Here is a 22,427-nt window from a genome sequence, read left to right on the forward strand (position 1 = left end):
GAGGTACTTATGCACCGAATCAAGGGCTACCACGCCCACCTCTATTTCGACGCCTCGACCATCGACCAGGCGCGCGCCTTGGGCGAAGAGGCCAGGCGCCTGTTTGGCGTGACCATGGGCCGCGTCCACGAACGCCCGGTGGGCCCGCACCCGGACTGGAGCTGCCAGCTGGCCTTCGGTCCTGAACTGATCGGCATCGTCCTGCCGTGGCTGGCGCTCAACCGGCACGGCCTGGTGGTGTTCTTGCATCCCGATACCGGCAACGACCTGCTGGACCACACCGACCATGCTATCTGGATGGGCGCAATTCGGCCGCTGGACTTGTCTGTTTTTTAAACGGGGGCGCGCAGTTCAGCGCCCGGTTTAACCCTCTCCTACATACTATTTTTAGTTACGGAAATATCCGACAGTAAGTACGGCGGCTTCGCTGTGGTCATATTTTGATACTAGGCCTAAAGTTTTCAGGGCAATAAGATTTTTAATATTGAATCTTGGATGGTGTATGGAAATAACACGTCCAAAACCATTTTTCGCGCTGTGCTCTGGAGATTAAATGTTTCAGGTGGCTGTATTTAATCCTCCTGTGGATAAGGCGATACATCAGTAATATTGGAGGCTGGTAGTGCGTAGATATCTTCTAGGTGGGCTTATATCACTGGTGTTTGCTTGGGGCTCAATGCCCAGCCATGCAGCTTGCACGTTTGTTAATAAAAAAACGAATATCAGTGTTTTTTCCTTTGATGTTTCGGATGAGGATTGTGAGCTTATTGATTTTAAAGGTGAAAGTGTGGTCACTCTCCGTGTTGAGTATCCGTCCATGAAGTTGGTTGACTATAAAAATAAATCTTACAATGTAATGGTGCTAGTTCTATTTCCTATATCCGTTCCTCCGTTTGATATAAATCGAGCCACCCGAACATTAAAAACCATTGCGTCTTTTGATGGGGTTGAACTGTTAGAGGATAGTGAAAAGACTTATAGAGTTGCGGGTCGTGATGGAAGCAATGCTTACATATATGAGTGGGACCTTATTTATGTGGGAAAGAGAGCGTACAAAAGTATTTTTGGGGTTGACTATTTGTTTAGGCGTGAGATTTCCAACCTTAAAGAAGTCGATAATTTTGTGTTGAGTTTTCTGGATCGTTTTTTAATTAACTAAGGAGGCGCCAATATGGTGCAAATACCTCTTACACCCGCGGATATCAAATACCTGGAACGTAGACTCGCCGTGAAAGACTACGCGGGAGGATACCATTACTTATATAATGTTGCTCAAAAAGCCATTGCCAACCAGGCCGATGGCGAAGTGAGAGACCAGATGTTGATGACGGCTAACTGGCTTATTGCTGCAAAATCCATCAACAATATTGACGGAACCTTTGTAAGCGAAATGGTTTCCAATTCCATGCGATATGCAGTTGAGCGCTCCGGAAGAAAATTCACTTCGCGTATGTATAAAAATGCGTCTGATAAACTAGCCCATCAAGTTATTGCGGAGTTTATTCATGCTAAAGGTATCTTGCCAATTCAACAGATTATTGAAAGAGACGTGCAAGCCGCAGTAAACCACCTAGGTTTGGAACCATGGCAATGGGGCGGGACGCTCGGTGATGAGTTTCCTGTGTGGATGGGTGGACTAGGGCATAATTACGTTGAGATTCCGGGCCGTACTTTTTTAGAGCAAATGGAAAATTATGCCACGGTATTTATACAAAATGCCGCTGCTATTGGGATGATTTTCGAAAAGCATTTTGGCAATGCCTCAATGATTATACCTTTTGTAATAAAGATAGTATTTGAAGATTTATTAGTAGAAGGTGTGGAAGTTGATATTTCACTGCCTGTAGTTCCAGGTGGCGGTATAAGTAACAGTACGGCTGGTAGTCTTGACAGTGGCGGAAGTGGGGGGGCAGGTGGCGCTACTTCTGCATCGAACGGCTACAGCACAGGCGGAGGGGTACCTGTGACAAATATCGAAAGGCCAGCTGCTAATGTTGATATTTCTTTGGAAAGTGTTGGAGGTCTCAACTATATAACGCCAGAACAAATTGCAAGAATGAAATGCGTCTTAGAAAACAAAGTAGACCCTTTGATTTTGGATCTGGGTGGGGCCGGAGTAAAACTCACCAACCCTCATACCTCTCCTGTTCATTTCGACATGAACAATGATGGCGAGAAGGTGCAAACGGGGTGGAACAGCCCTGACGAAGGTATGGTTGTTTTGGACCTTGATGGAAACGGAAAAATTGATAATGTCTCGGAGTTGATGTCAGAGTATTTTGGTGCTGAACAAGGAAGCCGTGATTCTCCGAGTAAAAAAACCTTTAATAATGCATTTGATGCACTGCGCAGCCTGGATAGCAACAAAGACCTTAAATTTGATAACCAGGATGAACGCTGGGGCGATGTGAGGGTTTGGGTTGATGCCAATCATGATGGCCAAAGCAGCATTGAGTCGACTAGTCCAAGCGAGTTACATTCGCTGGACGAGTTAAGTATTTCACAGATTGATCTGAACTATACAAGGCCATTAGCAGATGCTCGAAATGGTAATGATATTGTAGGTGTCAGTGGTTTTACTCAAAAGGGTGAAATTAAAGAAGCAGTGGCCGTTAATTTTTCGACGATAACTCCCGATGAGCCATCGGCAGAGACATTGAAAAGTTAAATTGATATAAATGTCCGTTGAAAGAAAGCATGCTTGATCTGTCGATGGATTTCTATCTGTGGGCTATTGTTAACTTCGATGCATGAAATAGAGTGTTTGTAGTCTAAAATTTTTTATAACTGTAATCGGTAACATTATCAGGTGTTCTTTGTGAATCTCTGTTTGTTCGTATTGGTGCTTGTAGATTGCGGGCGCCAATACGAGATAAGTCTCTGGGACCGCTTCAATCAATAGGGTCCCCCCTCAGCTATAAATTCGTCGGTACTTTCTTCCTGAGGCGCTATTGATCGACGTCTAAATCAGTCTATTTTTTGATCACTGCGCTTCTGCGAACATTTTTTTTGATTTTTTTTCAGCGCCCGAAATTCCCGTTTTCTTTTGCCGTCGCCATCCCCTGATAGCCCCACGCTATAACGGCTGAACGATGATCATGGCCATGTGTCATACCTTGCCATGAGCTAACGTATCAGGCGTGCAGCTGCGGGCAGCGATTAGTTCTAAAAGGCCATCCATGTTTAACTTGAACGCGCAATCAAGTTAAACCGGTGGTCCGCTGCCCGCTCACAACAGGAGGCTAACCCTTGCCGAATCCGCTCTTTTTGATCCCGTTTTACCTCTATAAGGTGCACATCCAATGAGTGTACCGATCACGTCCGAGACGTCCTCGATCCGCATGAACCCGCCGGTGTTCTACTTCGCCGCCGCGTTCATTCTGGTCTTTGGCCTGGTGGTAATCGCCATGCCAGCCGCCGCCGGCGAATGGCTGCTGGCCGCACAAAACTGGGCGGCCAATACGGTCGGCTGGTACTACATGCTAGCGATGACCCTGTATCTGATCTTCGTGGTCGTCACCGCCTTGTCCGGCTACGGCAAGATCAAGCTCGGTGCCGACCACGACGAACCCGAGTTCAGTTACCTGTCCTGGGCGGGCATGTTGTTCGCCGCCGGGATCAGCATCACGCTATTTTTCTTCTGTGTGTCCGAACCCCTCACCCATATGCTCAACCCGCCGCAGGGCCCGGCCGGCAATGCCGAGGCTGCGCGCCAGGGCATGCAGCTGTTGTTCCTGCACTGGGGCCTGCACGGTTGGGGTGTGTTCGCGTTCGTCGGCATGGCACTGGCCTATTTCGCCTACCGGCATAACCTGCCGCTGGCACTGCGTTCGGCGCTTTACCCGCTGATCGGCAAGCGCATCAACGGCCCCATCGGTTATGCGGTGGATGGTTTCGGCATTATCGCCACGGTGTTCGGCCTGGGCGCCGACATGGGTTTCGGGGTGCTGCACCTCAACTCCGGCCTCGATTACCTGTTCGGCATGCCCCATACCCAATGGGTGCAAGTGGGCCTGATCACGCTGATGATGGGCGCCGCGATCCTGGTGGCCATTGCCGGTGTCGACAAGGGCGTGCGGGTGATGTCCGACATCAACATGCTGCTGGCCTGTGCCCTGTTGCTGTTTGTGTTGTTCGCCGGGCCCACCCAGCACTTGCTCAACACCCTGGTGCAGAACATCGGCGACTACCTGGGCGCGTTGCCCACCAAGAGTTTCGATGTGTACGCCTACGACAAGCCAAGCGACTGGCTGGGCGGCTGGACCGTGTTCTATTGGGCCTGGTGGATTGCATGGTCGCCGTTTGTGGGCCTGTTTATTGCGCGTATTTCCCGTGGCCGAACCATCCGCGAGTTCGTGTTCGGCGTGCTGCTGATCCCGCTGGGCTTCACCCTGGCGTGGATGTCGATCTTCGGCAACAGCGCCATCGACCAGGTGCTCAACCACGGCATGGTCGCTCTTGGCCAGTCGGCCATCGACGACCCGTCGCGCACGCTGTACCTGCTGCTTGAAACCTACCCGTGGAGCAAGACCGTTATCGCGGTCACGGTGTTTATCAGCTTCGTGTTCTTCGTGACCTCGGCCGACTCTGGCACCGTGGTGCTGTCCACCCTCTCGGCGCGTGGCAACAACGCCGACGAAGACGGGCCAAAATGGCTGCGGGTGTTCTGGGGTGCGATGACCGCGCTGGTCACCAGTGCGCTGCTGTTCTCGGGCAGTATCGATGCGCTGAAGTCAGCGGTGGTGCTGACCTCGTTGCCGTTCTCACTGATTCTGCTGCTGATGATGTGGGGCCTGCACAAGGCGTTCTACCTTGAGTCGCAGAAGAAGATTGCGCAGACCCACTCCCTGGCGCCGGTTTCGCACTCGCGCCGTGGTGGCTGGCGCCAGCGCTTGAGCCAGGCCGTCCACTTCCCGTCGCGGGACGAGGTGTACCGCTTTATGGACACCACCGTGCGCCCGGCAATTGAGGAAGTGAGTGCGGTGTTCCGGGAAAAAGGCCTGAACGTGGTCACCCAGCCGGACCCGGCCAACGACAATGTGAGCCTGGAAATCGGTCATGGTGATGAGCATCCGTTTATCTACCAGGTGCAGATGCGTGGCTACTTCACGCCGTCCTTCGCCCGGGGTGGCTTTGGCAAAAAGGAGCAACTGCGTAACCGCCGTTACTACCGAGCTGAAGTGCATCTGGCCGAAGGCAGCCAGGACTACGACCTGACGGGCTACACCAAGGAGCAGATCATCAACGACATCCTTGATCAGTACGAACGCCATCTGCAGTTTTTGCATTTGGTGCGTTGATGGGTTTGGCGGTGATTCAGGCTGCTGTGACTGCCTGAGTCACCGGGCTGATGCCATCGCGAGCAAGCCCGCTCCCACAGGTTTTGGGTGTTCTCACAATGTGTGGATCCTCGTCAAAACTGTGGGAGCGGGCTTGCTCGCGATGCAGGCGCTGCGATTTCTACAGACCTTTCGCGCACTTATGTGGGATCGGGCTTTCACCCGCGTTACCCCATTGTGATGCCCCAGGCGGGCTGCCTATAGTCCGCTCCATCGCTGAACATCAGCGATCAGGCGTGCAAGCCTGACTCTCAGATTTCCAACTTTTCATTTCGCTTGGTAGGCTCTGCGCCTGCAATCGGCGTTATGGCGGTTGTGCGCGGGAGATCTTCGGGTCTGCCGGGTTATCTGGGACCGGTCTTGCACACCCGCGCACAATTGCCACCCTCTTTCTGCGTGCAAGCTGATTGAGGTGGCTCCTTTTCTTAGGAGTTAAAGCATGTCCCAGCACGTTCCCCAAACCGACAATCCCGTCGGTTCCCACGTCTTATTGATCGATCCCAACGCCTCTGTTTCTGCCCTGCTGGCCTGTGCCGAGCAGCGCATTCAGGCGGCCAAGAATTTGTTGCGCTGTTTGTCGCTGATGAGCGGCCACAGCCATGACCCCCATGATTTGAGCGCAGTGTGCGAGGCGTCGTCGTTGTTGTTGCAGCAAGGCTGCGATGTGTTGGGGGTGCTGGCGCTGCGGGAGGCCTGACGGCGATGCTATCGCGAGCAAGCCCGCTCCCATCGGGATTTGTGTCGGATAGAAAACTCAGGAAACGCCACGAAAATGTGGGAGCTGGCTTGCCTGCGATGCAGACACTGCGGCGCATAAGCTGCAGCGCGGTGAAGCCATCGCGGGCAAGCCCGGCTCCCACAAGGGGTGTGGATAACCCACGCTTTACAACTTGGCGATAGACACTTCAGTGGATTTTACAAAGGCGATCACTTCGCTACCGACCACCAGTTCCAGCTCCTTGACCGAGCGGGTGGTGATCACCGAAGTCACGATGCCCGACGCAGTCTGTACGTCGATTTCCGACAGCACGTCGCCCAGCACGATTTCCTTGATGTGGCCTTTGAACTGGTTGCGAACGTTGATGGCTTTAATGGTCATGGTGTCGATTCCTGTCTTGGGATAGAAAGTGGGTTTATTGCGCCCAACGCAGTTGCGTAGGCAGCGGTGCAACGGGTTCCGGCTCAGGTGGCGAGCCAGGCAGTGCAAGAACACGGTTCAGTACTTCGGTTTCCAGTGCAGCCAGGCGATGCGAGCCGCGTACCCGTGGGCGTTGCAGGTCGACCGTGAGGTCCAGCCCTACCTGGCCGTCCTCAATCAAAATCACCCGGTCAGCAATCGCCACCGCTTCGCTCACGTCATGGGTCACCAGCAACACGGTGAAACCATGCTGGCGCCACAGGCGTTCAATCAGTTGCTGCATTTCGATGCGGGTCAGGGCATCCAGCGCGCCCAGCGGCTCGTCGAGCAGCAGCAGGCGCGGTTGGTGGATCAGGGCGCGGGCCAGGGCCACACGCTGCTTCTGCCCGCCCGAGAGCGCTGCTGGCCATTCATTGGCGCGTTCGGCCAGGCCGACTTCTTCCAGTGCCTTGAGCGCTTTGGGGCGCCAGTCGCCTTTAAGGCCAAGGCCTACGTTGTCGATGACTTTTTTCCAGGGCAGCAGGCGCGCTTCCTGAAACATCAACCGCGTGTCTTCGCGGGCCTCTTGCAGGGGCGCGCTGCCCGCCAGCAACTGGCCAGCGGTGGGCTGATCCAGCCCGGCCAGCAAACGCATCAGGGTGCTTTTGCCGCATCCGCTGCGACCCACGATGGCGACGAATTGCCCCGCCGGGATATGCAGGTTGATATCACGTAGCACCAGACGCTGGCCGAAGGCCTTCTGCAGGCCATTGATGGCCAGCGGGATGCCCTGGCGCAAACGAGGGGGTTGTTGAGCTGTCATGCTGCACCGCCTTTAACCACTTGATACGCCGGGTGCCAGCGCAACCAGATGCGCTCCAGCCCCCGTGCTGCGGTGTCGGCCAGTTTGCCGAGCACTGCGTACAGAACAATCGCCAGCACCACCACGTCGGTTTGCAGGAACTCCCGGGCGTTCATCGCCAGGTAGCCAATGCCGGAGCTGGCGGAGATGGTTTCGGCCACGATCAACGTCAGCCACATAAAGCCCAGGGCAAAGCGCACACCCACCAGGATCGACGGCAGCGCGCCTGGCAAAATCACCTGCCAGAACAGGCTGAAGCCGGACAAGCCGTAGTTGCGCGCCATTTCCACCAGCGCCGGGTCGACGTTGCGGATGCCGTGGTAAGTGTTGAGGTAGATCGGGAATAAAGTCCCCAGGGCCACCAGAAAAATCTTCGCCGACTCATCGATACCGAACCACAGGATTACCAGCGGAATCAGCGCCAAATGCGGCACGTTTCTGATCATTTGCACCGAGCTGTCGAGCAGGCGTTCGCCCCATTTCGAAAGGCCGGTGATAAAGCCCAGCGCCAGACCGATGCTGCCACCGATCACAAAGCCGAGCCCGGCGCGCCAGCCGCTGATGGCCAGGTGTTTCCAGATTTCGCCACTGCGTACCAGCTCGACCCCGGCCGTGATCACGGCACTGGGCGCGGGCAGGATGCGTGTCGACAGCCAGCCCGCCGACACGGACAGCTGCCACACGGCCAGCAGCAAGACCGGCAAGGCCCAGGGCGCCAGGGTGTGTCCGATGTTCTTGAGGCCCGAGGCCTTGCCTGTACTCATGGCGACCTCAGCTCTGCGACGCGGCTTTAGGGAGAATGTCATTGGCGACCATTTCGCCGAACGGGCTCACATAGCCTGCGCTTTTTGGCAGTTCCGGGCGTTCGATATCCAGGTGCGGGAACAGCAGCTCGGCCACGCGATAGGACTCTTCCAGGTGCGGGTAGCCGGAGAAGATAAAGGTGTCGATGCCCAGGTCGGCGTATTCCTGAACCCGTGCGGCCACGGTCGGGCCATCACCGACCAGCGCCGTGCCGGCACCGCCGCGCACCAGGCCCACGCCAGCCCACAGGTTGGGGCTGACTTCGAGGTTGTCGCGGCTGCCGCCGTGCAGGGCGGCCATGCGTTGCTGGCCCACCGAGTCAAAGCGCGACAGTGAGGCCTGGGCACGGGCAATGGTGTCGTCGTCCAGGTGCGAGATCAGTTTGTCGGCGGCTTTCCAGGCCTCTTCGTTGGTTTCACGCACAATCACATGCAAGCGAATGCCGAAGCGCACGGTGCGGCCCAATTTGGCGGCCTTGGCCCGTACCTGCTCGATTTTTTCGGCAACGGCAGCCGGCGGCTCGCCCCAGGTCAGGACCATTTCCACTTGCTCGGCGGCCAGATCCTGCGCGGCTTCGGAGGAACCCCCGAAGTACAGCGGCGGACGCGGTTGCTGGATTGGCGGGTAGAGCAGCTTGGCGCCTTTGACGGTGATGTGCTCGCCGTCGTAGTCCACGGTTTCGCCTTCAAGTACGCGGCGCCAGATGCGGGTGAATTCCACCGAGGCCTGGTAACGCTCTTCGTGGCTGAGGAACAGGCCATCACCGGCCAGTTCTTCGGGGTCGCCGCCAGTCACCAGGTTGAACAACGCACGGCCGCCGGACAAACGGTCCAGGGTCGCTGCCTGACGCGCCGCCACGGTGGGCGAAACAATACCGGGGCGCAGGGCCACCAGAAATTTCAGACGCTGGGTCACGGGGATCAGCGATGCCGCCACCAGCCATGAGTCTTCGCACGAACGTCCTGTCGGAATCAGTACCCCGCCAAAGCCCAGGCGGTCGGCGGCCTGTGCGACTTGTTGCAGATAACCGTAGTCGACGGCGCGGGCGCCCTCGGAGGTGCCAAGGTAATGGCCATCACCGTGGGTAGGCAGGAACCAGAAAATATTGAGGCTCATGGAGTGGTCTCCTAATTAGGGGCAGCAAGCGTTAGTTGGCTTTGGCCAGATTGGCCGGGGGCGTCCAGATCACGTCTTTCACAACCAGCGGCTTGGGGATCAGCTTGAGCTGGTAAAAACTGTCGGCGATTTTTTGCTGCGCGTTGACCACTTCCGGGGTCAAAAACTGCGCGCCGTAGCCCTGGCGCTTGACCGCCGTGAGGGTGATTTCAGGAGACAGGCCCAAGAGTGGCGCGACTTGTGTCGTCACGTCTTCAGGGTGGGCCTTGGCCCATTCGCCAATATTGCGCACTTCATCGACCAGGGTTTCGATGACCTTGGGATGCTGTTCGGCATAGGGCTTGGTGGCCAGGTAGAACTGATGGTTGTCGGCGATGCCGCTGGCATCACGCAGGGTGCGCGCTTGCAGCTGTTGTTCGGCGGCCGCCTGGTACGGGTCCCAGATCACCCAGGCATCGACACTGCCACGCTCGAAAGCGGCACGGGCATCGGCGGGCGGCAGGAATACGGTCTGGATATCGCTGTATTTCAGGCCGGCGTCTTCCAGGGCGCGCACCAGCAGGTAGTGCACGTTGGAGCCTTTGTTGAGCACGACTTTTTTGCCCTTGAGGTCTTGCACCGATTTGATCGGTGAATCCTTGGGCACCAGGATCGCTTCGCTGGTTGGGGCTGGCGGCTCGTAGGCGACATAGAGCAGGTCAGCACCTGCCGCCTGGGCGAACACCGGCGGGGTTTCGCCGGTCACGCCGAAGTCGATGGAGCCTACGTTCAGGCCCTCCAGCAATTGCGGGCCGCCGGGGAATTCGGTCCATTGCACGTCTACGCCCTGCTCGGCCAGACGCTTGTCCAGCGTGCCCTTGGCCTTGAGCAGCATCAGCGTGCCGTACTTCTGGTAACCGATGCGCAGGGTATCGGCTTGAGCCTGGGTAACAGCGCCAAAGGAAACAGCCGCAGCTAACAGCGCGACCAGACCACGACGCAAAATGACAGGGCGCATGGCGCTCTCCTTTTTGTTGTTCGGGATTCGGGTAGCACCTGCTGGGCCGTTAGCGGTTCAGTAAGGTGGTGAAGCGTGTTTCTGTCTGTGGGAGCGGGCTTGCTCGCGATGAAGGCGCGGCGGTTTTTTCTGATACACCGCGCCGATCCCGTCGCGAGCAAGCCCGCTTCTACAGGGGGAAATTAGGTTTAAATGCTCCAGCGTGCTGTGACCAGGCGCTCGTTGAGGATGCTCGGGTCCAGTGGCTTGGGGCGGCGCGCCAGGGCGCTGTAGAACTGTTCCAGCGACTCATGCAGGCGTTGCTCCAGCACCGGCACCAGCTGCGCTTGTGCGCTGCCTTCGCCGTAAGCAATCTGGCTGTCTTCGGCAAAAATACCCTGGAGCATTTCCTGGGCCTTGAGCGCTGACAGGACCGGCTTGAGGGCATAGTCCACGGCCAGCATATGGGCGATGCTGCCGCCGGTGGCGATGGGCAGTACCACTTTGTGGCTCAGGGCGCGTTCGGGCAGCAGGTCGAGCACGGTTTTCAGGGCGCCGCTGAACGAGGCTTTGTACACCGGGGTGGCAATTACCAGGCCGTCGGCGTTTTCGATCTGTTGCAGCAGGTCGATGATTTTCGGGCTGTCGAAGCGTGCGTGCAGCAAGTCCTCGGCCGGAAAGTCGCGAACCTGGTAACTCACCACTTCAACGCCTTGCTGGTTGAGCCAGCGTTTGGCGTGATCCAGCAACACTCCTGAGCGGGAACGTTGGCTTGGGCTTCCTCCGAGTGTCACGACCAGCATCTAGGCGTTTCCTTGAATGAATATGTGCAATTCGCTGTCAGCGTTTTCGCTTGAGTGAACAGACCATAACAGGTGATTTATATATCCATAAATCATATTTGTTCATTTGTTTATTCTTAAAATGCATATGCCTTTTTGTTAAATCGAAAGCAAAAAAAAGGCCGTCGAAACGGCCCAAAACCCTGTGGAAGACACGGTTGCCTGTTTGTGGGAGCGGGCTTGCTCGCGATGGGATCGGCGCGGTGTATCAGAAGAAACCGCGGCGCCTTCATCGCGAGCAAGCCCGCTCCCACAGGGTATGAGGTTGGTTTTACTTGTTTGGCTGTGGCGTCAGGCGCAGGTAGGGCTTCACGGCGCGGTAGCCTTTGGGGAAGCGACGCTTGATTTCATCTTCGTCCTTGAGCGACGGCACGATCACCACCTCGTCACCGTCTTGCCAGTTGGCCGGGGTGGCCACTTTGTGGCTGTCGGTCAGTTGCAACGAGTCGATCACCCGCAAAATTTCGTTGAAATTGCGCCCGGTGCTGGCCGGGTAAGTAATGGTCAGGCGGATTTTTTTGTTCGGATCAATCACGAACAACGAGCGCACCGTCAGGGTGTCGCTGGCATTGGGGTGGATCAGGTCGTAGAGGTCAGACACCTTGCGGTCGGCATCGGCCAGGATCGGGAAGTTAACCACGGTGTTCTGGGTTTCGTTGATGTCCTCGATCCACTTGTGGTGTGAGTCCACCGGGTCTACCGACAGCGCGATGGCTTTGACGCCGCGCTTGGCAAACTCATCCTTGAGCTTGGCGGTGAAGCCCAGTTCGGTGGTGCACACCGGGGTGAAGTCCGCCGGGTGCGAGAACAGCACGCCCCAGCTGTCGCCCAGCCATTCATGGAAACGGATCTTGCCAGCGCTGGAATCCTGTTCGAAATCGGGGGCGATGTCGCCGAGTCTGAGGCTCATGGTGCAGCTCCTTTTTATTGGCAATGGCGGGGCGTGATGGAGCCACTCTGCCTGCGTCACCAGCTAATTAAAAAGAATAAATATCGATTTGGTTAGAACTAAAAGGGATATTAAAAACAGTTTCATTGGACGCAACAATGCCCCGGGTCCACTGTGAACTCAGCATGGCAAGGGGAGCGGCAGGGAGCTGCGACTATTAATGTGTTGCGAATTGACCGTTCAGGTCTTCGGTAAACACCCTGCCCGGCATTGCGCCGGGCAGGATTTTTCTTACTTTTGCTCTAGATCACGCTTACAACAACGGGATCGAGTAGCTGACGATCAGACGGTTTTCGTCCTGGTCGCGCTGGCTGGCAATATCGTTGCGCCACATGGCGTTTTTCCACATAAAGCCGAGGTTTTTCAGCGCGCCTTCCTGGATTACATAAGCCACGGTGATATCGCGTTCCCACTCGGAAGCGCCATTGCTGGTCTGCTTGCCACCGCTGTAGGTGTCGATATTGTCGCCGCGCAGGTAAACCGCGCCCGCTGTCAGGCCAGGTACGCCCACTTTGGCGAAGTCATACGAGTAGCGTGCCTGCCAGGTGCGTTCGCCAGCGCGGGCGAATTTCGAGATCTGCATATCGGTAGGGATATACGCCGACGCGCCGTCGCCCTGGTTCAGGAACGGGAAGTCGCTGCTGCCGTTGCTGACCTGATAGCCGCCACCGAAAGTGTGACCTTCAACGGTATACAGGAACAGGCCGCTGATCAGGTTGTTGTCGACCTTGCCTTTGCCGTTGCCCAGCGTGCTGTGAGCGTAATCACCACTGGTGTAATACGCAGAATCATGACCGTTTTTGCCGTCGTCGGTGCTGTTGAAATAGCGCAGGTCAGATTTCAATACGCCCGGGCCGATGGACCAGTTGTGAACCAGACCCAGGAAGTGTTGCTTGTAGAAATCTTCCAGGTTGCCGTAGTAGTACTGCAGCAACAGGTCTTTGTTCAGCTTGTAGTCCACACCGCCGTAGTAGAACTTGTTGACGAACTCGCCTTTGGCGTAGTTCGAGCTACCGTTGGCGCCGGCAATCGACAGGCCTTCGTTGTTGCTCGAGTTACGACCCTTGGCGTGCTCGATCTGGCCGCCGGTGAAGGTCAGGTCCTTGAACTCGCTGGAAGTGATCTGGCCGCCCTGGAAGGTTTGCGGCAGCATGCGACCGTCGTTGGTCACGATGACCGGCAGTTTTGGCTGCAGGGTACCGATGCGCAGTTCGGTCTGGGAAATCTTGGCTTTGGCGGTCAGGCCCAGGCTGGAAAAATCGTCTACAGCGTGGTTGCCGTCGCTTGGGAAGACCGAGCCGCCCGACGAGGTGCCCAGTGCGTTGCCATGCTTGCCAGCGCTGGAATCAAGTTTGACACCCAGCAGGCCAATGGCGTCCACACCAAAACCGACGGTGCCCTGGGTGTAACCGGAGGTGAAGTCCAGTTGGAAGCCCTGGCCCCATTCTTCAACCTTGCTTTGCACGCCTGCTTTTTTGTTGGCAGCAGAGCCTGCGTCAGAATCACGGTTATCGTTGTTGATATAGAAGTTACGCAGCTTCAGCGTGGCCTTGCTGTCTTCGATAAAGCCGGCAGCGCTTGCTTGTTGTGCCAGCAAACCTACGGCCACAGCGATGGCCAAGGTGGACTTGTTCATGTGTTGCTCCTTTGCGTTTCTAATTTTTGTAGTTCTTTAGCCCCGGATCTGATGTCCGAGTGCTACAGATGCGCGATTAGCGCCAGACGGTGACCGGCAAGTCAATCGTAACCAATCATGTCTACGACCTTTGTCTAGTCATCCGTCGTTTGTGCGCAGATTAATGGCTATTTAATAAACCTAAAAAGAATTGTTTCTGATCTTTTCAGATCAAATAGGCATAAAGAAGGGTTTCTCCTACACGCGCGCGTGGGAATGCTATCGGTCTTTTGTCTAATTTCTAAACATAATTTCATGAATCTTTTAATAGCCTTTGGTTCTTAAACCTTCGACCTGATCACCTGCCGGATAAATCGCCGTAGCAGTTATTGCGCGGGCGCGTGTCTGCATGTTGCAGAACTACATAAGCTAATGCTTAAAAGTTATTTATTTACTGATTCTTAGATCATTTAACCTCGCATCCAGCCGATATCCGGCCACCTGCCGAGGAGCTTCCTGATGAAACTGCACTCTCCCCTACGCCTTTTGGCGGCTTTGTCCCTGGCGGGTGCCAGCTTCTTTGCGCAGGCTGCCAGCTCGGATGTGACTGTTGCCTACCAGACCAACGTTGACCCGGCCAAGGTCGCCCAGGCCGACGGCGCTTACGAAAAAGCCACCGACACCAAGATCAACTGGCGCAAATTCGATAACGGCGCAGACATCATTGCGGCCATCGCCTCGGGCGACGTGCAGATCGCCTACCTGGGTTCCAGCCCACTCACCGCGGCCATCACCCGCAACGTACCGGTCGAAACCTTTTTGATCGCCACCCAGCTGGGCGGTTCTGAAGCCCTGGTTGCCCGCAACGGCTCGGGCATCAACGGCCCGCAGGACCTGGTGGGCAAAAAAGTCGCGGTGCCCTTTGTGTCCACCGGCCACTACAGCCTGCTGGCTGCGCTGAAGCACTGGAACATCGACCCTGCGAAAGTACAGATTCTTAACCTCGCGCCGCCGGCCATCGTCGCTGCGTGGAAGCGCGGTGATATCGACGCCACCTATGTATGGGACCCGGCACTGGGCACGGCCAAGGAAAACGGCAAGGTGCTGATCACCTCCGGCGAGCTGGGCAAGCTCGGCGCGCCGACCTTCGATGCCTGGATCGTGCGCAAGGACTACGCCGCCAAGCACCCTGAAGTGGTTAAACAGTTCGCCAAAGTGACCCTGGATGCCTACGCGGACTACCACAAGGATCCAAAAGCCTGGCTGGCCAATCAGAGCAATATCGACAAAGTCGTGAAGCTTTCGGGTGCCAAGGCGGCCGATATCCCGCTGCTGTTGCAAGGTAACGTCTACCCGCTGGCCGCTGACCAGGTGGTATTGCTGGGCGCTCCTACCACCAAGGCCCTGGCTGATACCGCTGCATTCTTGAAAGAGCAGAAAAAGGTCGACGCGGTACTGCCGGACTACGCGCCGTCGGTCAACGCCACTTTTGTAACCCAATAACCAACGCCGCTGAGGAGTCGACCGTCATGGCCTTGTTATCACTGGAGCGCATCAGCGCACAGTACCCAGGCGCCGCTGAGCCAGTGCTGTCGGATATTTCCGTCAGCCTCGGGCCTCAACAACTGCTGGTCGCACTTGGCCCTTCGGGCAGCGGCAAAACCTCATTGCTGAATCTGATTGCCGGTTTCGTCGAACCCAGCGCTGGGCGAATCACCCTCGATAACGTGCCTGTCCACGGCCCGAGCGCCGAGCGCGGCGTGGTGTTTCAGGACGATGTGTTGCTGCCGTGGCAAGACGTACTGGCCAACGTGGCATTTGGCCTTGAACTGGCGGGTGTGGCGCGGGACAAGCGCGAAGCCCGTGCCCGTGAAATGCTTGCGCTGGTGGATTTGTCCGGCTTTGAAAAGCGCCGCGTCTGGGAACTCTCCGGCGGTCAAAAACAGCGCGTGGGCCTGGCCCGTGCGCTGGCGGCCGACCCCCGCGTATTGCTGATGGACGAGCCTTTCGGTGCCCTCGACGCGTTCACCCGTGAGCAGATGCAGGAACTGTTGCTGCAAGTGTGCCGGCGCACCGACAAACCGGTGTTCCTGATTACCCACGACATTGAAGAAGCCGTGTTTCTGGCCACTGACCTGATTTTGCTGGCGCCCAACCCGGGCCGCATCGTTGAGCGTCTGACCCTGGATTTCGGCCGGCGCTACAACGCGGGCGAGTCGGCCCGTTCGATCAAGTCCGACCCTCGTTTTATCGAAACCCGTGAGCACGTGCTTGAGCGCGTGTTTTCACAACGCGGCGCCGCCCAGCGGCAGGAGCGCGCATGAGCAGTTATGAAGCAGTCGCGGCCGCCCCGGTTGCTGCCCCCCACGCCCCGCGCCCGGTCAAGCGCAGCCTGAGCACGCGCTGGATCAGTGTCCTGACCCTCGTCACCCTGCTCGCCGTGTGGTGGGCCGTGACCGCCGCAGGTTTGATCGAGCCGCTGTTTTTGCCGCCACCCTCTGCGGTGCTGCAAAAAGGCTGGCTGCTGGCGACCACTGGCTATATGGACGCCACGTTGTGGCAACACCTGGGCGCGAGCCTGAGCCGTATCGGCCTGGGTCTGGGTTTTGCGATCCTGACGGCAGTGCCGGTGGGCATCGCCATTGGCCACAACCGCATTGCCCGGGGGATTTTCGACCCGCTGATCGAGTTCTACCGGCCTATCCCGCCATTGGCGTATTTGCCGCTGATCGTGATCTGGTGCGGCATTGGCGAACTGTCAAAAGTACTGCTGATCTACCTGGCGATTTTCGCCCCGATCGCGATTGCTACCGCCACGGGTGTGCGCACCGTCGACCCGGCCAAGGTCCGCGCTGCGCAGTCGTTGGGTGCGACGCGCTGGCAGTTGATTCGTCATGTGATTTTGCCGAGCGCCTTGCCGGATATCTTGACCGGTGTGCGCATCGGCCTGGGCGTGGGCTGGTCGACCCTGGTGGCCGCCGAGCTGATCGCCGCCACCAGCGGCCTGGGTTTTATGGTGCAGTCCGCCGCGCAGTTTCTGGTCACCGATGTGGTGGTGTTGGGGATTCTGGTGATCGCCGTCATCGCCTTCGCCATGGAAATGGGCCTGCGCGCCCTGCAACGCAAGCTGGTGCCGTGGCACGGCCAGGCTCACTAACAACAGAACTCGACGCTGATTAATCGGCGCGCTGATAAAGAGATAGATCATGAGCCTGACCATTACCCCGATTAGCTCTGCCCTGGGCGCCCAGATTGATGGTGTCGACCTGACTCAACCGTTGAGCCTTGAGCACCGTGATGCCATTGAGCAAGCGCTGCTTGAGCACCATGTGGTGTTCTTCAAGAACCAGTCGATCACCCCGCAGCAGCAAGCCCGTTTTGCCGCCAACTTTGGCGACCTGCATATTCACCCGATCTACCCCAACGTGCCTGAGCAGCCAGAAGTACTGGTGCTGGACACCGCCGTGACCGACGTGCGCGACAACGCGGTATGGCACACCGACGTCACCTTTTTGCCGACCCCGGCGATGGGCGCGGTGTTGAGTGCCAAGCAGTTGCCGGCTTTTGGTGGCGACACCTTGTGGGCCGCCGGGATTGCTGCTTTTGAAGGGTTGTCCAAACCGTTGCAGGTGCTGCTCGATGGCCTGACCGCAACCCACGACTTCACCAAGTCATTCCCGCTGGAGCGCTTTGGCTCGACCCCGGAAGATCTGGCGCGCTGGGAACAGACCCGCAAAAACAACCCGCCGCTGTCGCACCCGGTGATCCGCACGCACCCGGTGAGCGGGCGCAAGTCGTTGTTCGTCAATGAAGGCTTCACCACGCGTATCAACGAGCTGTCGGAAGCCGAAAGCGAAGCGATTTTGAAGCTGCTGTTTGCCCACGCCACCCGCCCGGAATACACCATCCGCTGGCGCTGGCAGGAGAACGACGTGGCATTTTGGGACAACCGCGTGACCCAGCATTACGCCGTTGACGATTACCGCCCCAACCGCCGCGTGATGCACCGTGCGACAATTTTGGGTGATGCGCCGTTCTGAGCCGCTCATCCTCTGCTGTGGGAGCGGGCGTGCTCGCGATTCAGGCGGTGCGGTCTCTCGATGAGCCGAGTCGATGCAATCGCGAGCAAGCCCGCTCCCACAAAGGCAAGCTCACAAGCGTTGATGCAGGCTGACGCTCAGGTGTTTGACGGGCTTTCACGTTTCGGCAAAAACGGCGGCAAATACAGCCCCAAATAAGCATCCACCACCCGCATGCTTTCCTCGGCCATGCGCGGGGTGATGCGCTCATGCAACTGGATTGAGCGCGCATACACGCGGTCGCCCAGCTCCATCGCCAGAGCAAATACGTCCACGTCCTGTGGCAGTACTGGCAATTCAAAATGCTTCATGAACAGCGCATGCATCAGTTGCCCCAGCTCAAGGTCGTGCTGGCGGTCGGCCCGGGTGACTTCGATCAGGCCATGCTGGGCCAGGATCAACTGCCGGGCCGCAGCATCTTCGTTGTAGATCGCCAGCATGCGCAGCTCAATGATGCGCGACAGGTCGCGCCAGCCACTCAGCGCCTCATGCTCGATCGGCGCCTGCAGGCAGGCGCGAAACGCGGCGTGAACATCACCGGTCAGGGCTTCGAGCAGGGCGGGTACACCGGCGAAAAAGTGATAGACCGACGACGGCGGAATCTGCGCGTGCTCAGCCACGCTGTAAATCGACAGGCTGGCCACGCCCTGGGCTGCCAGCAACGTGCGGGCAGCGTCGAGTATCGTGTCGATGCGGCCCTGGCTGCGAGCGCGTGGCTTTCGGGGGGTGGCGCGGCTGGACATCAGCGTCTCCTAAGGGCAGCCGGCATTGTAGACGTGTGTGCATAAAAAAACGCCGCAGGCTGCAAGGCCGACGGCGTTTTTTTGGGGCTACTAGCGCTTACACGGTGTGCAGGTACCAGTTGTATTCGAGGTCGGAGATGGAGTGTTCGAACTCTTCCAGCTCGCTCTCTTTACAGGCGACAAAAATATCGATGTATTTCGGGTCGATATATTTGGCCATAACTTCGCTGTCATCCAGCTCGCGCAAGGCATCGCGCAGGTTGTTTGGCAGGCTTTGCTCGTTTTGCTCGTAGCTGTTGCCTTCGACGGGTGCGCCCGGCTCGATCTTGTTGGTCAGACCGTGGTGCACGCCTGCCAGTACCGAAGCCATCAACAGGTACGGGTTGGCATCGGCACCGGCAACCCGGTGTTCGATACGCACCGAGTCGGCCGAGCCGGTCGGTACGCGAATGGCCACAGTACGGTTGTCCAGACCCCAGCACGGCGAGTTGGGCACATAGAACTGGGCGCCAAAACGACGGTAGGAGTTCACGTTAGGGCAAAGGAACGCCATCTGAGCCGGTAGGGTCTCCAGCACACCGCCGATCGCGTGACGCAATGCGGCGTTCTGCTCGGGATCCTCGCTGGCAAAAATATTTTTGCCTTCTTTGTCCAGAATCGAAATATGAACGTGTAGTCCGTTGCCCGCCTGGCCTGGGTAAGGCTTGGCCATGAACGTGGTGTCCATCTCATGGTCGTAGGCGATGTTTTTGATCAGACGCTTGAGCAGTACCGCGTAGTCGCAGGCCTTGATGGGGTCGGCAACGTGGTGCAGGTTCACTTCGAACTGCGCCGGGGCACTTTCTTTGACGATGGCGTCAGCCGGGATGCCTTGCTCTTTGGCACCTTCCAGAATGTCCTGGAGGCAGTCGACGTATTCATCGAGGTCATCGATCAGGTAAACCTGAGTCGAATGCGGGCGTTTGCCAGAGATCGGCGAACGTGGAGGCTGTGGGCGACCGTTAACGTTCTCCTGGTCGATCAGGTAGAACTCCAGCTCGAAAGCGGCACAAATGGTCAGGCCCAGATCGTCAAATTTGGTAACAACTTGACGCAGTACTTCGCGCGGGTCGGCGAAAAAAGGTTCACCTTCAAGTTCGTGCATCGTCATCAGCAACTGCGCGGTTGGGCGCTTTTGCCAGGGTTCGTTGCACAGGGTGTCGGGGATTGGATAACAGATTCTGTCTGCGTCACCGATATCCAGACCCAGGCCGGTGCTTTCCACCGTTGAGCCATTGATATCCAGAGCAAATAGAGAGGCAGGCAGGTTGATGCCTTTCTCGTAAACCTTGTGGAGGCTGGTGCGTTCGATGCGCTTGCCGCGCACCACACCATTCATATCCGCAATGAGAAGGTCTACGTACAGAACCTCAGGATGATCCTTAAGGAACGCGTTCGCTTCATTAAGCTGAACGGCACGCGGGGGTACCGACATGATGCAACACCTTTGTTGTTAAAAATATCAATCATTGAGCGCTACGGGATTCAGTCAACCCGAACGGCATACCGAAGTCAAGCAGCCTGTTTTTTGCCCTCAAAAAGCGCGGAAAGGCCATTTTTGACGCTTTTTAGGGCGCCATTAACCCTTTTTAAATCGTGCCGCCCGCAGGCTTGAGCGGGCCGTGTTGTATTTTTTACGGGGGTGTTGTGTAAAAAAATGAACAAGGCTAAGCTCGATTCAAACCCATAACAGCAATAATACCGGGGTGTTACATGTCACGCCTGCCGTTAATCGGCGTCACCGCCTGCACCAAGCAGATCGGTTTGCACCCTTATCACATCACTGGCGATAAGTATGTGCGGGCTGTTGCGGTGGCCGCCAAAGGCTTGCCTCTGATCATTCCGTCATTGGCGGAACTGATTGATCCGACCGATATTCTTGACGGTCTGGACGGCCTGCTCTTTACCGGGTCACCTTCCAATATAGAACCCCATTTGTATCACGGCCCCGCCAGCGCGCCAGGCACGCTGCATGATCCCGACCGTGATCGCACGACCCTTCCCCTGATCCGTGCTGCATTGGCAGCGGGCGTTCCGGTGCTTGGCATTTGCCGCGGCTTTCAGGAATTGAATGTAGCTCTGGGTGGCTCACTTCACCAGAAATTGCACGAAGTCGAAGGCTATATCGAGCACCGCGAAGACCCCAGCGCGCCTGTTGACGTGCAATACGCACCCAGCCACGCCATGCGCGTCCAGCCTGGCGGTGTATTGGCCGGCTTGGGCTTGCCGGCGGAGTTCGAGGTCAACTCGATTCACACCCAGGGCGTTGATCAGTTGGCCCCCGGTTTACGCGCAGAAGCCATTGCTCCGGACGGCCTGGTCGAAGCCGTATCGGTCAAAGACGGCAAGGCTTTTGCTTTGGCGGTTCAGTGGCACCCCGAATGGCAGGTAAGCTCTAACCCGATTTACCTCGCCATCTTCCAGGCATTTGGCGATGCCTGCAGACGGCGCGCAACACAACGCGACGCACACGCGTCAGTAAACGCCTGACTTATTCAATTCAGGACACTCAGCCCAGAGGCATTTATGAGTAACAACCTCGACCAGCTCACCGATTGGTTGAAAGACCACAAGATCACAGAAGTCGAATGCATGATCGCCGACCTTACCGGGATTACTCGCGGCAAGATTTCGCCGACCAACAAGTTCATTGCCGAAAAAGGCATGCGCCTGCCCGAGAGCGTATTGCTGCAAACCGTTACGGGCGACTATGTCGAAGACGACATCTATTACGAGCTCCTCGATCCGGCAGACATCGATATGGTCTGCCGTCCCGACCAGAACGCAGTATTTGTGGTGCCGTGGGCGATTGAGCCAACCGCTCAGGTGATCCACGACACCTACGACAAGCAGGGCAACCCGATCGAGCTGTCGCCGCGCAACGTGCTTAAAAAGGTGCTCAAGCTCTACGCCGACCACGGCTGGCAGCCGATCGTGGCGCCGGAGATGGAGTTTTACCTGACCAAGCGCAGTGACGACCCGGATTACCCGTTGCAGCCCCCTGTGGGCCGCTCCGGTCGCCCGGAAACCGGTCGTCAGTCCTTCTCCATTGAAGCGGCCAACGAATTCGACCCGCTGTTCGAGGACGTCTACGACTGGTGCGAGCTGCAGGAGCTGGATCTGGACACGCTGATCCACGAAGACGGCACGGCGCAGATGGAAATCAACTTCCGTCACGGTGACGCCCTGTCGCTGGCTGACCAGATCCTGGTGTTCAAGCGCACCATGCGCGAAGCCGCGCTCAAGCACGATGTGGCCGCCACCTTCATGGCCAAGCCCATGACCGGCGAGCCAGGCAGCGCCATGCACCTGCACCAGAGCATCATCGACATCGAGACCGGCAAGAACGTGTTCTCCAATGACGATGGCAGCATGAGCCAGCTGTTCCTCAACCATATCGGCGGCTTGCAGAAGTTCATTCCGGAGCTGTTGCCGCTGTTCGCGCCGAACGTGAACTCGTTCCGCCGGTTCTTGCCTGATACCTCGGCACCGGTAAACGTGGAGTGGGGCGAGGAGAACCGCACCGTGGGCTTGCGCGTACCGGATGCCGGGCCGCAAAACCGTCGTGTCGAGAACCGCCTGCCGGGCGCCGATGCCAACCCGTACCTGGCGATTGCCGCCAGCCTGCTGTGTGGCTATATCGGCATGGTTGAAGGCATCAACCCGAGCGCACCTGTGGTGGGCCGCGGTTATGAGCGTCGCAACCTGCGCTTGCCGTTGACCATCGAAGACGCCCTGGAGCGCATGGAAAACAGCAAGACGGTCGAGAAGTACCTGGGCACCAAGTTCATTACCGGTTACGTGGCCGTCAAACGTGCCGAGCATGAAAACTTCAAGCGCGTCATCAGTTCGTGGGAGCGGGAATTCCTGCTGTTCGCCGTCTGACACGCTGGAGGGGCGAGCCAGGAAGGCGCCGCCCCTCCTCTACTGACTAAAGGAGAGCCGT

21 protein-coding genes are annotated in these 22,427 nt (G+C 57.4%); 11 read left to right on the forward strand and 10 right to left on the reverse strand.

The window, feature by feature from the left end; all coding sequences use genetic code 11:
• The first annotated feature begins 9 nt into the window (after positions 1–9).
• The 5 genes from BFC21_RS18730 (at position 10) to BFC21_RS18750 (ending at position 6,036) form a co-directional block, all read left to right on the forward strand.
• Entirely contained in the window at positions 10–336 is a 327-nt protein-coding gene (locus BFC21_RS18730) for a DOPA 4,5-dioxygenase family protein (protein ID WP_088378599.1), read from the forward strand.
• A 286-nt stretch (positions 337–622) separates the two neighbouring features.
• Entirely contained in the window at positions 623–1,159 is a 537-nt protein-coding gene (locus BFC21_RS18735; protein WP_143519025.1) for a hypothetical protein, read from the forward strand.
• A gap of 12 nt (positions 1,160–1,171) precedes the next feature.
• Positions 1,172–2,668, forward strand: coding sequence for a hypothetical protein (locus BFC21_RS18740; RefSeq protein WP_120266425.1), 1,497 nt, complete (start codon positions 1,172–1,174; stop codon positions 2,666–2,668).
• Between the two features lie 634 nt (positions 2,669–3,302).
• Positions 3,303–5,300, forward strand: coding sequence for a choline transporter BetT (gene betT / locus BFC21_RS18745; RefSeq protein ID WP_086795575.1), 1,998 nt, complete (start codon positions 3,303–3,305; stop codon positions 5,298–5,300).
• Between the two features lie 478 nt (positions 5,301–5,778).
• Positions 5,779–6,036, forward strand: a complete 258-nt coding sequence (locus BFC21_RS18750; RefSeq protein ID WP_120266426.1) for a hypothetical protein — start codon at positions 5,779–5,781, stop codon at positions 6,034–6,036.
• Between the two features lie 186 nt (positions 6,037–6,222).
• Here BFC21_RS18750 and BFC21_RS18755 read toward each other — a convergent pair whose 3' ends face one another.
• The 8 genes from BFC21_RS18755 to BFC21_RS18790 all read right to left on the reverse strand — a co-directional run bounded on the left by BFC21_RS18755 (position 6,223) and on the right by BFC21_RS18790 (position 13,641).
• Positions 6,223–6,438: a molybdopterin-binding protein gene (locus BFC21_RS18755; RefSeq protein ID WP_003444581.1), complete on the reverse strand. Its 216-nt coding sequence runs from the start codon at positions 6,436–6,438 to the stop codon at positions 6,223–6,225.
• 34 nt (positions 6,439–6,472) lie between these two features.
• Positions 6,473–7,279, reverse strand: coding sequence for an aliphatic sulfonates ABC transporter ATP-binding protein (gene ssuB, locus BFC21_RS18760; protein ID WP_016782832.1), 807 nt, complete (start codon positions 7,277–7,279; stop codon positions 6,473–6,475).
• The gene (gene ssuC / locus BFC21_RS18765; protein ID WP_086795576.1) at positions 7,276–8,082 is read right to left on the reverse strand and encodes an aliphatic sulfonate ABC transporter permease SsuC; all 807 of its coding nucleotides are present in this window, start codon (positions 8,080–8,082) and stop codon (positions 7,276–7,278) included. The genes ssuB and ssuC overlap by 4 nt, the downstream gene beginning before the upstream one ends.
• A 7-nt stretch (positions 8,083–8,089) precedes the next feature.
• Positions 8,090–9,238 (reverse strand): FMNH2-dependent alkanesulfonate monooxygenase, encoded by a 1,149-nt coding sequence (gene ssuD / locus BFC21_RS18770; RefSeq protein WP_016782830.1) that lies wholly within the window; start codon positions 9,236–9,238, stop codon positions 8,090–8,092.
• A gap of 31 nt (positions 9,239–9,269) precedes the next feature.
• Complete coding sequence (locus tag BFC21_RS18775; RefSeq protein ID WP_088378603.1) at positions 9,270–10,235, reverse strand: sulfonate ABC transporter substrate-binding protein; 966 nt, start codon at positions 10,233–10,235, stop codon at positions 9,270–9,272.
• Positions 10,236–10,423: 188 nt separating this feature from the next.
• Positions 10,424–11,017 carry an NADPH-dependent FMN reductase gene (gene ssuE, locus BFC21_RS18780; RefSeq protein WP_088378604.1) on the reverse strand — a complete coding sequence of 198 codons (594 nt, stop codon included), beginning with the start codon at positions 11,015–11,017 and terminating at the stop codon, positions 10,424–10,426.
• A 310-nt stretch (positions 11,018–11,327) separates the two neighbouring features.
• Entirely contained in the window at positions 11,328–11,966 is a 639-nt protein-coding gene (locus BFC21_RS18785; protein ID WP_083369699.1) for a peroxiredoxin, read from the reverse strand.
• Between the two features lie 292 nt (positions 11,967–12,258).
• Positions 12,259–13,641, reverse strand: a complete 1,383-nt coding sequence (locus tag BFC21_RS18790; protein WP_120266427.1) for an OprD family porin — start codon at positions 13,639–13,641, stop codon at positions 12,259–12,261.
• Positions 13,642–14,139: 498 nt separating this feature from the next.
• On the opposite strand from BFC21_RS18790, the gene tauA reads away from it, so the two are divergent.
• The 4 genes from tauA to tauD are packed head-to-tail and all read left to right on the forward strand — an operon-like array spanning position 14,140 to position 17,660.
• Positions 14,140–15,123, forward strand: a complete 984-nt coding sequence (gene tauA, locus BFC21_RS18795) for a taurine ABC transporter substrate-binding protein (protein ID WP_016782825.1) — start codon at positions 14,140–14,142, stop codon at positions 15,121–15,123.
• A gap of 26 nt (positions 15,124–15,149) precedes the next feature.
• On the forward strand, positions 15,150–15,944 hold the full coding sequence (tauB, locus tag BFC21_RS18800; RefSeq protein WP_016782824.1) for a taurine ABC transporter ATP-binding subunit: 795 nt from the start codon (positions 15,150–15,152) through the stop codon (positions 15,942–15,944).
• Positions 15,941–16,777, forward strand: a complete 837-nt coding sequence (tauC, locus tag BFC21_RS18805; RefSeq protein ID WP_016782823.1) for a taurine ABC transporter permease TauC — start codon at positions 15,941–15,943, stop codon at positions 16,775–16,777. The genes tauB and tauC overlap by 4 nt, the downstream gene beginning before the upstream one ends.
• 49 nt (positions 16,778–16,826) lie before the next feature.
• A complete protein-coding gene (tauD, locus tag BFC21_RS18810; RefSeq protein WP_088378605.1) occupies positions 16,827–17,660 on the forward strand; it encodes a taurine dioxygenase in 834 nt (277 codons plus the stop codon).
• Positions 17,661–17,797: 137 nt separating this feature from the next.
• Here the strand turns inward: tauD and BFC21_RS18815 are convergent, their stop codons facing one another.
• Both BFC21_RS18815 and BFC21_RS18820 read right to left on the reverse strand, forming a co-directional pair.
• The gene (locus BFC21_RS18815; RefSeq protein ID WP_120266428.1) at positions 17,798–18,442 is read right to left on the reverse strand and encodes a TetR/AcrR family transcriptional regulator; all 645 of its coding nucleotides are present in this window, start codon (positions 18,440–18,442) and stop codon (positions 17,798–17,800) included.
• Positions 18,443–18,539: 97 nt separating this feature from the next.
• The gene (locus tag BFC21_RS18820; RefSeq protein ID WP_016782819.1) at positions 18,540–19,916 is read right to left on the reverse strand and encodes a glutamine synthetase family protein; all 1,377 of its coding nucleotides are present in this window, start codon (positions 19,914–19,916) and stop codon (positions 18,540–18,542) included.
• A 278-nt stretch (positions 19,917–20,194) separates the two neighbouring features.
• Between BFC21_RS18820 and BFC21_RS18825 the strand changes: the two genes are divergently transcribed.
• Positions 20,195–20,971: a gamma-glutamyl-gamma-aminobutyrate hydrolase family protein gene (locus tag BFC21_RS18825; protein WP_088378606.1), complete on the forward strand. Its 777-nt coding sequence runs from the start codon at positions 20,195–20,197 to the stop codon at positions 20,969–20,971.
• Between the two features lie 36 nt (positions 20,972–21,007).
• The gene (locus BFC21_RS18830) at positions 21,008–22,366 is read left to right on the forward strand and encodes a glutamine synthetase family protein (RefSeq protein ID WP_016782817.1); all 1,359 of its coding nucleotides are present in this window, start codon (positions 21,008–21,010) and stop codon (positions 22,364–22,366) included.
• Positions 22,367–22,427: the final 61 nt, after the last annotated feature.

Origin of the sequence: Pseudomonas sp. TMW 2.1634 (genome assembly GCF_001703595.1) — a bacterium.
GTDB classification, from domain to species: domain Bacteria; phylum Pseudomonadota; class Gammaproteobacteria; order Pseudomonadales; family Pseudomonadaceae; genus Aquipseudomonas; species Aquipseudomonas fragi.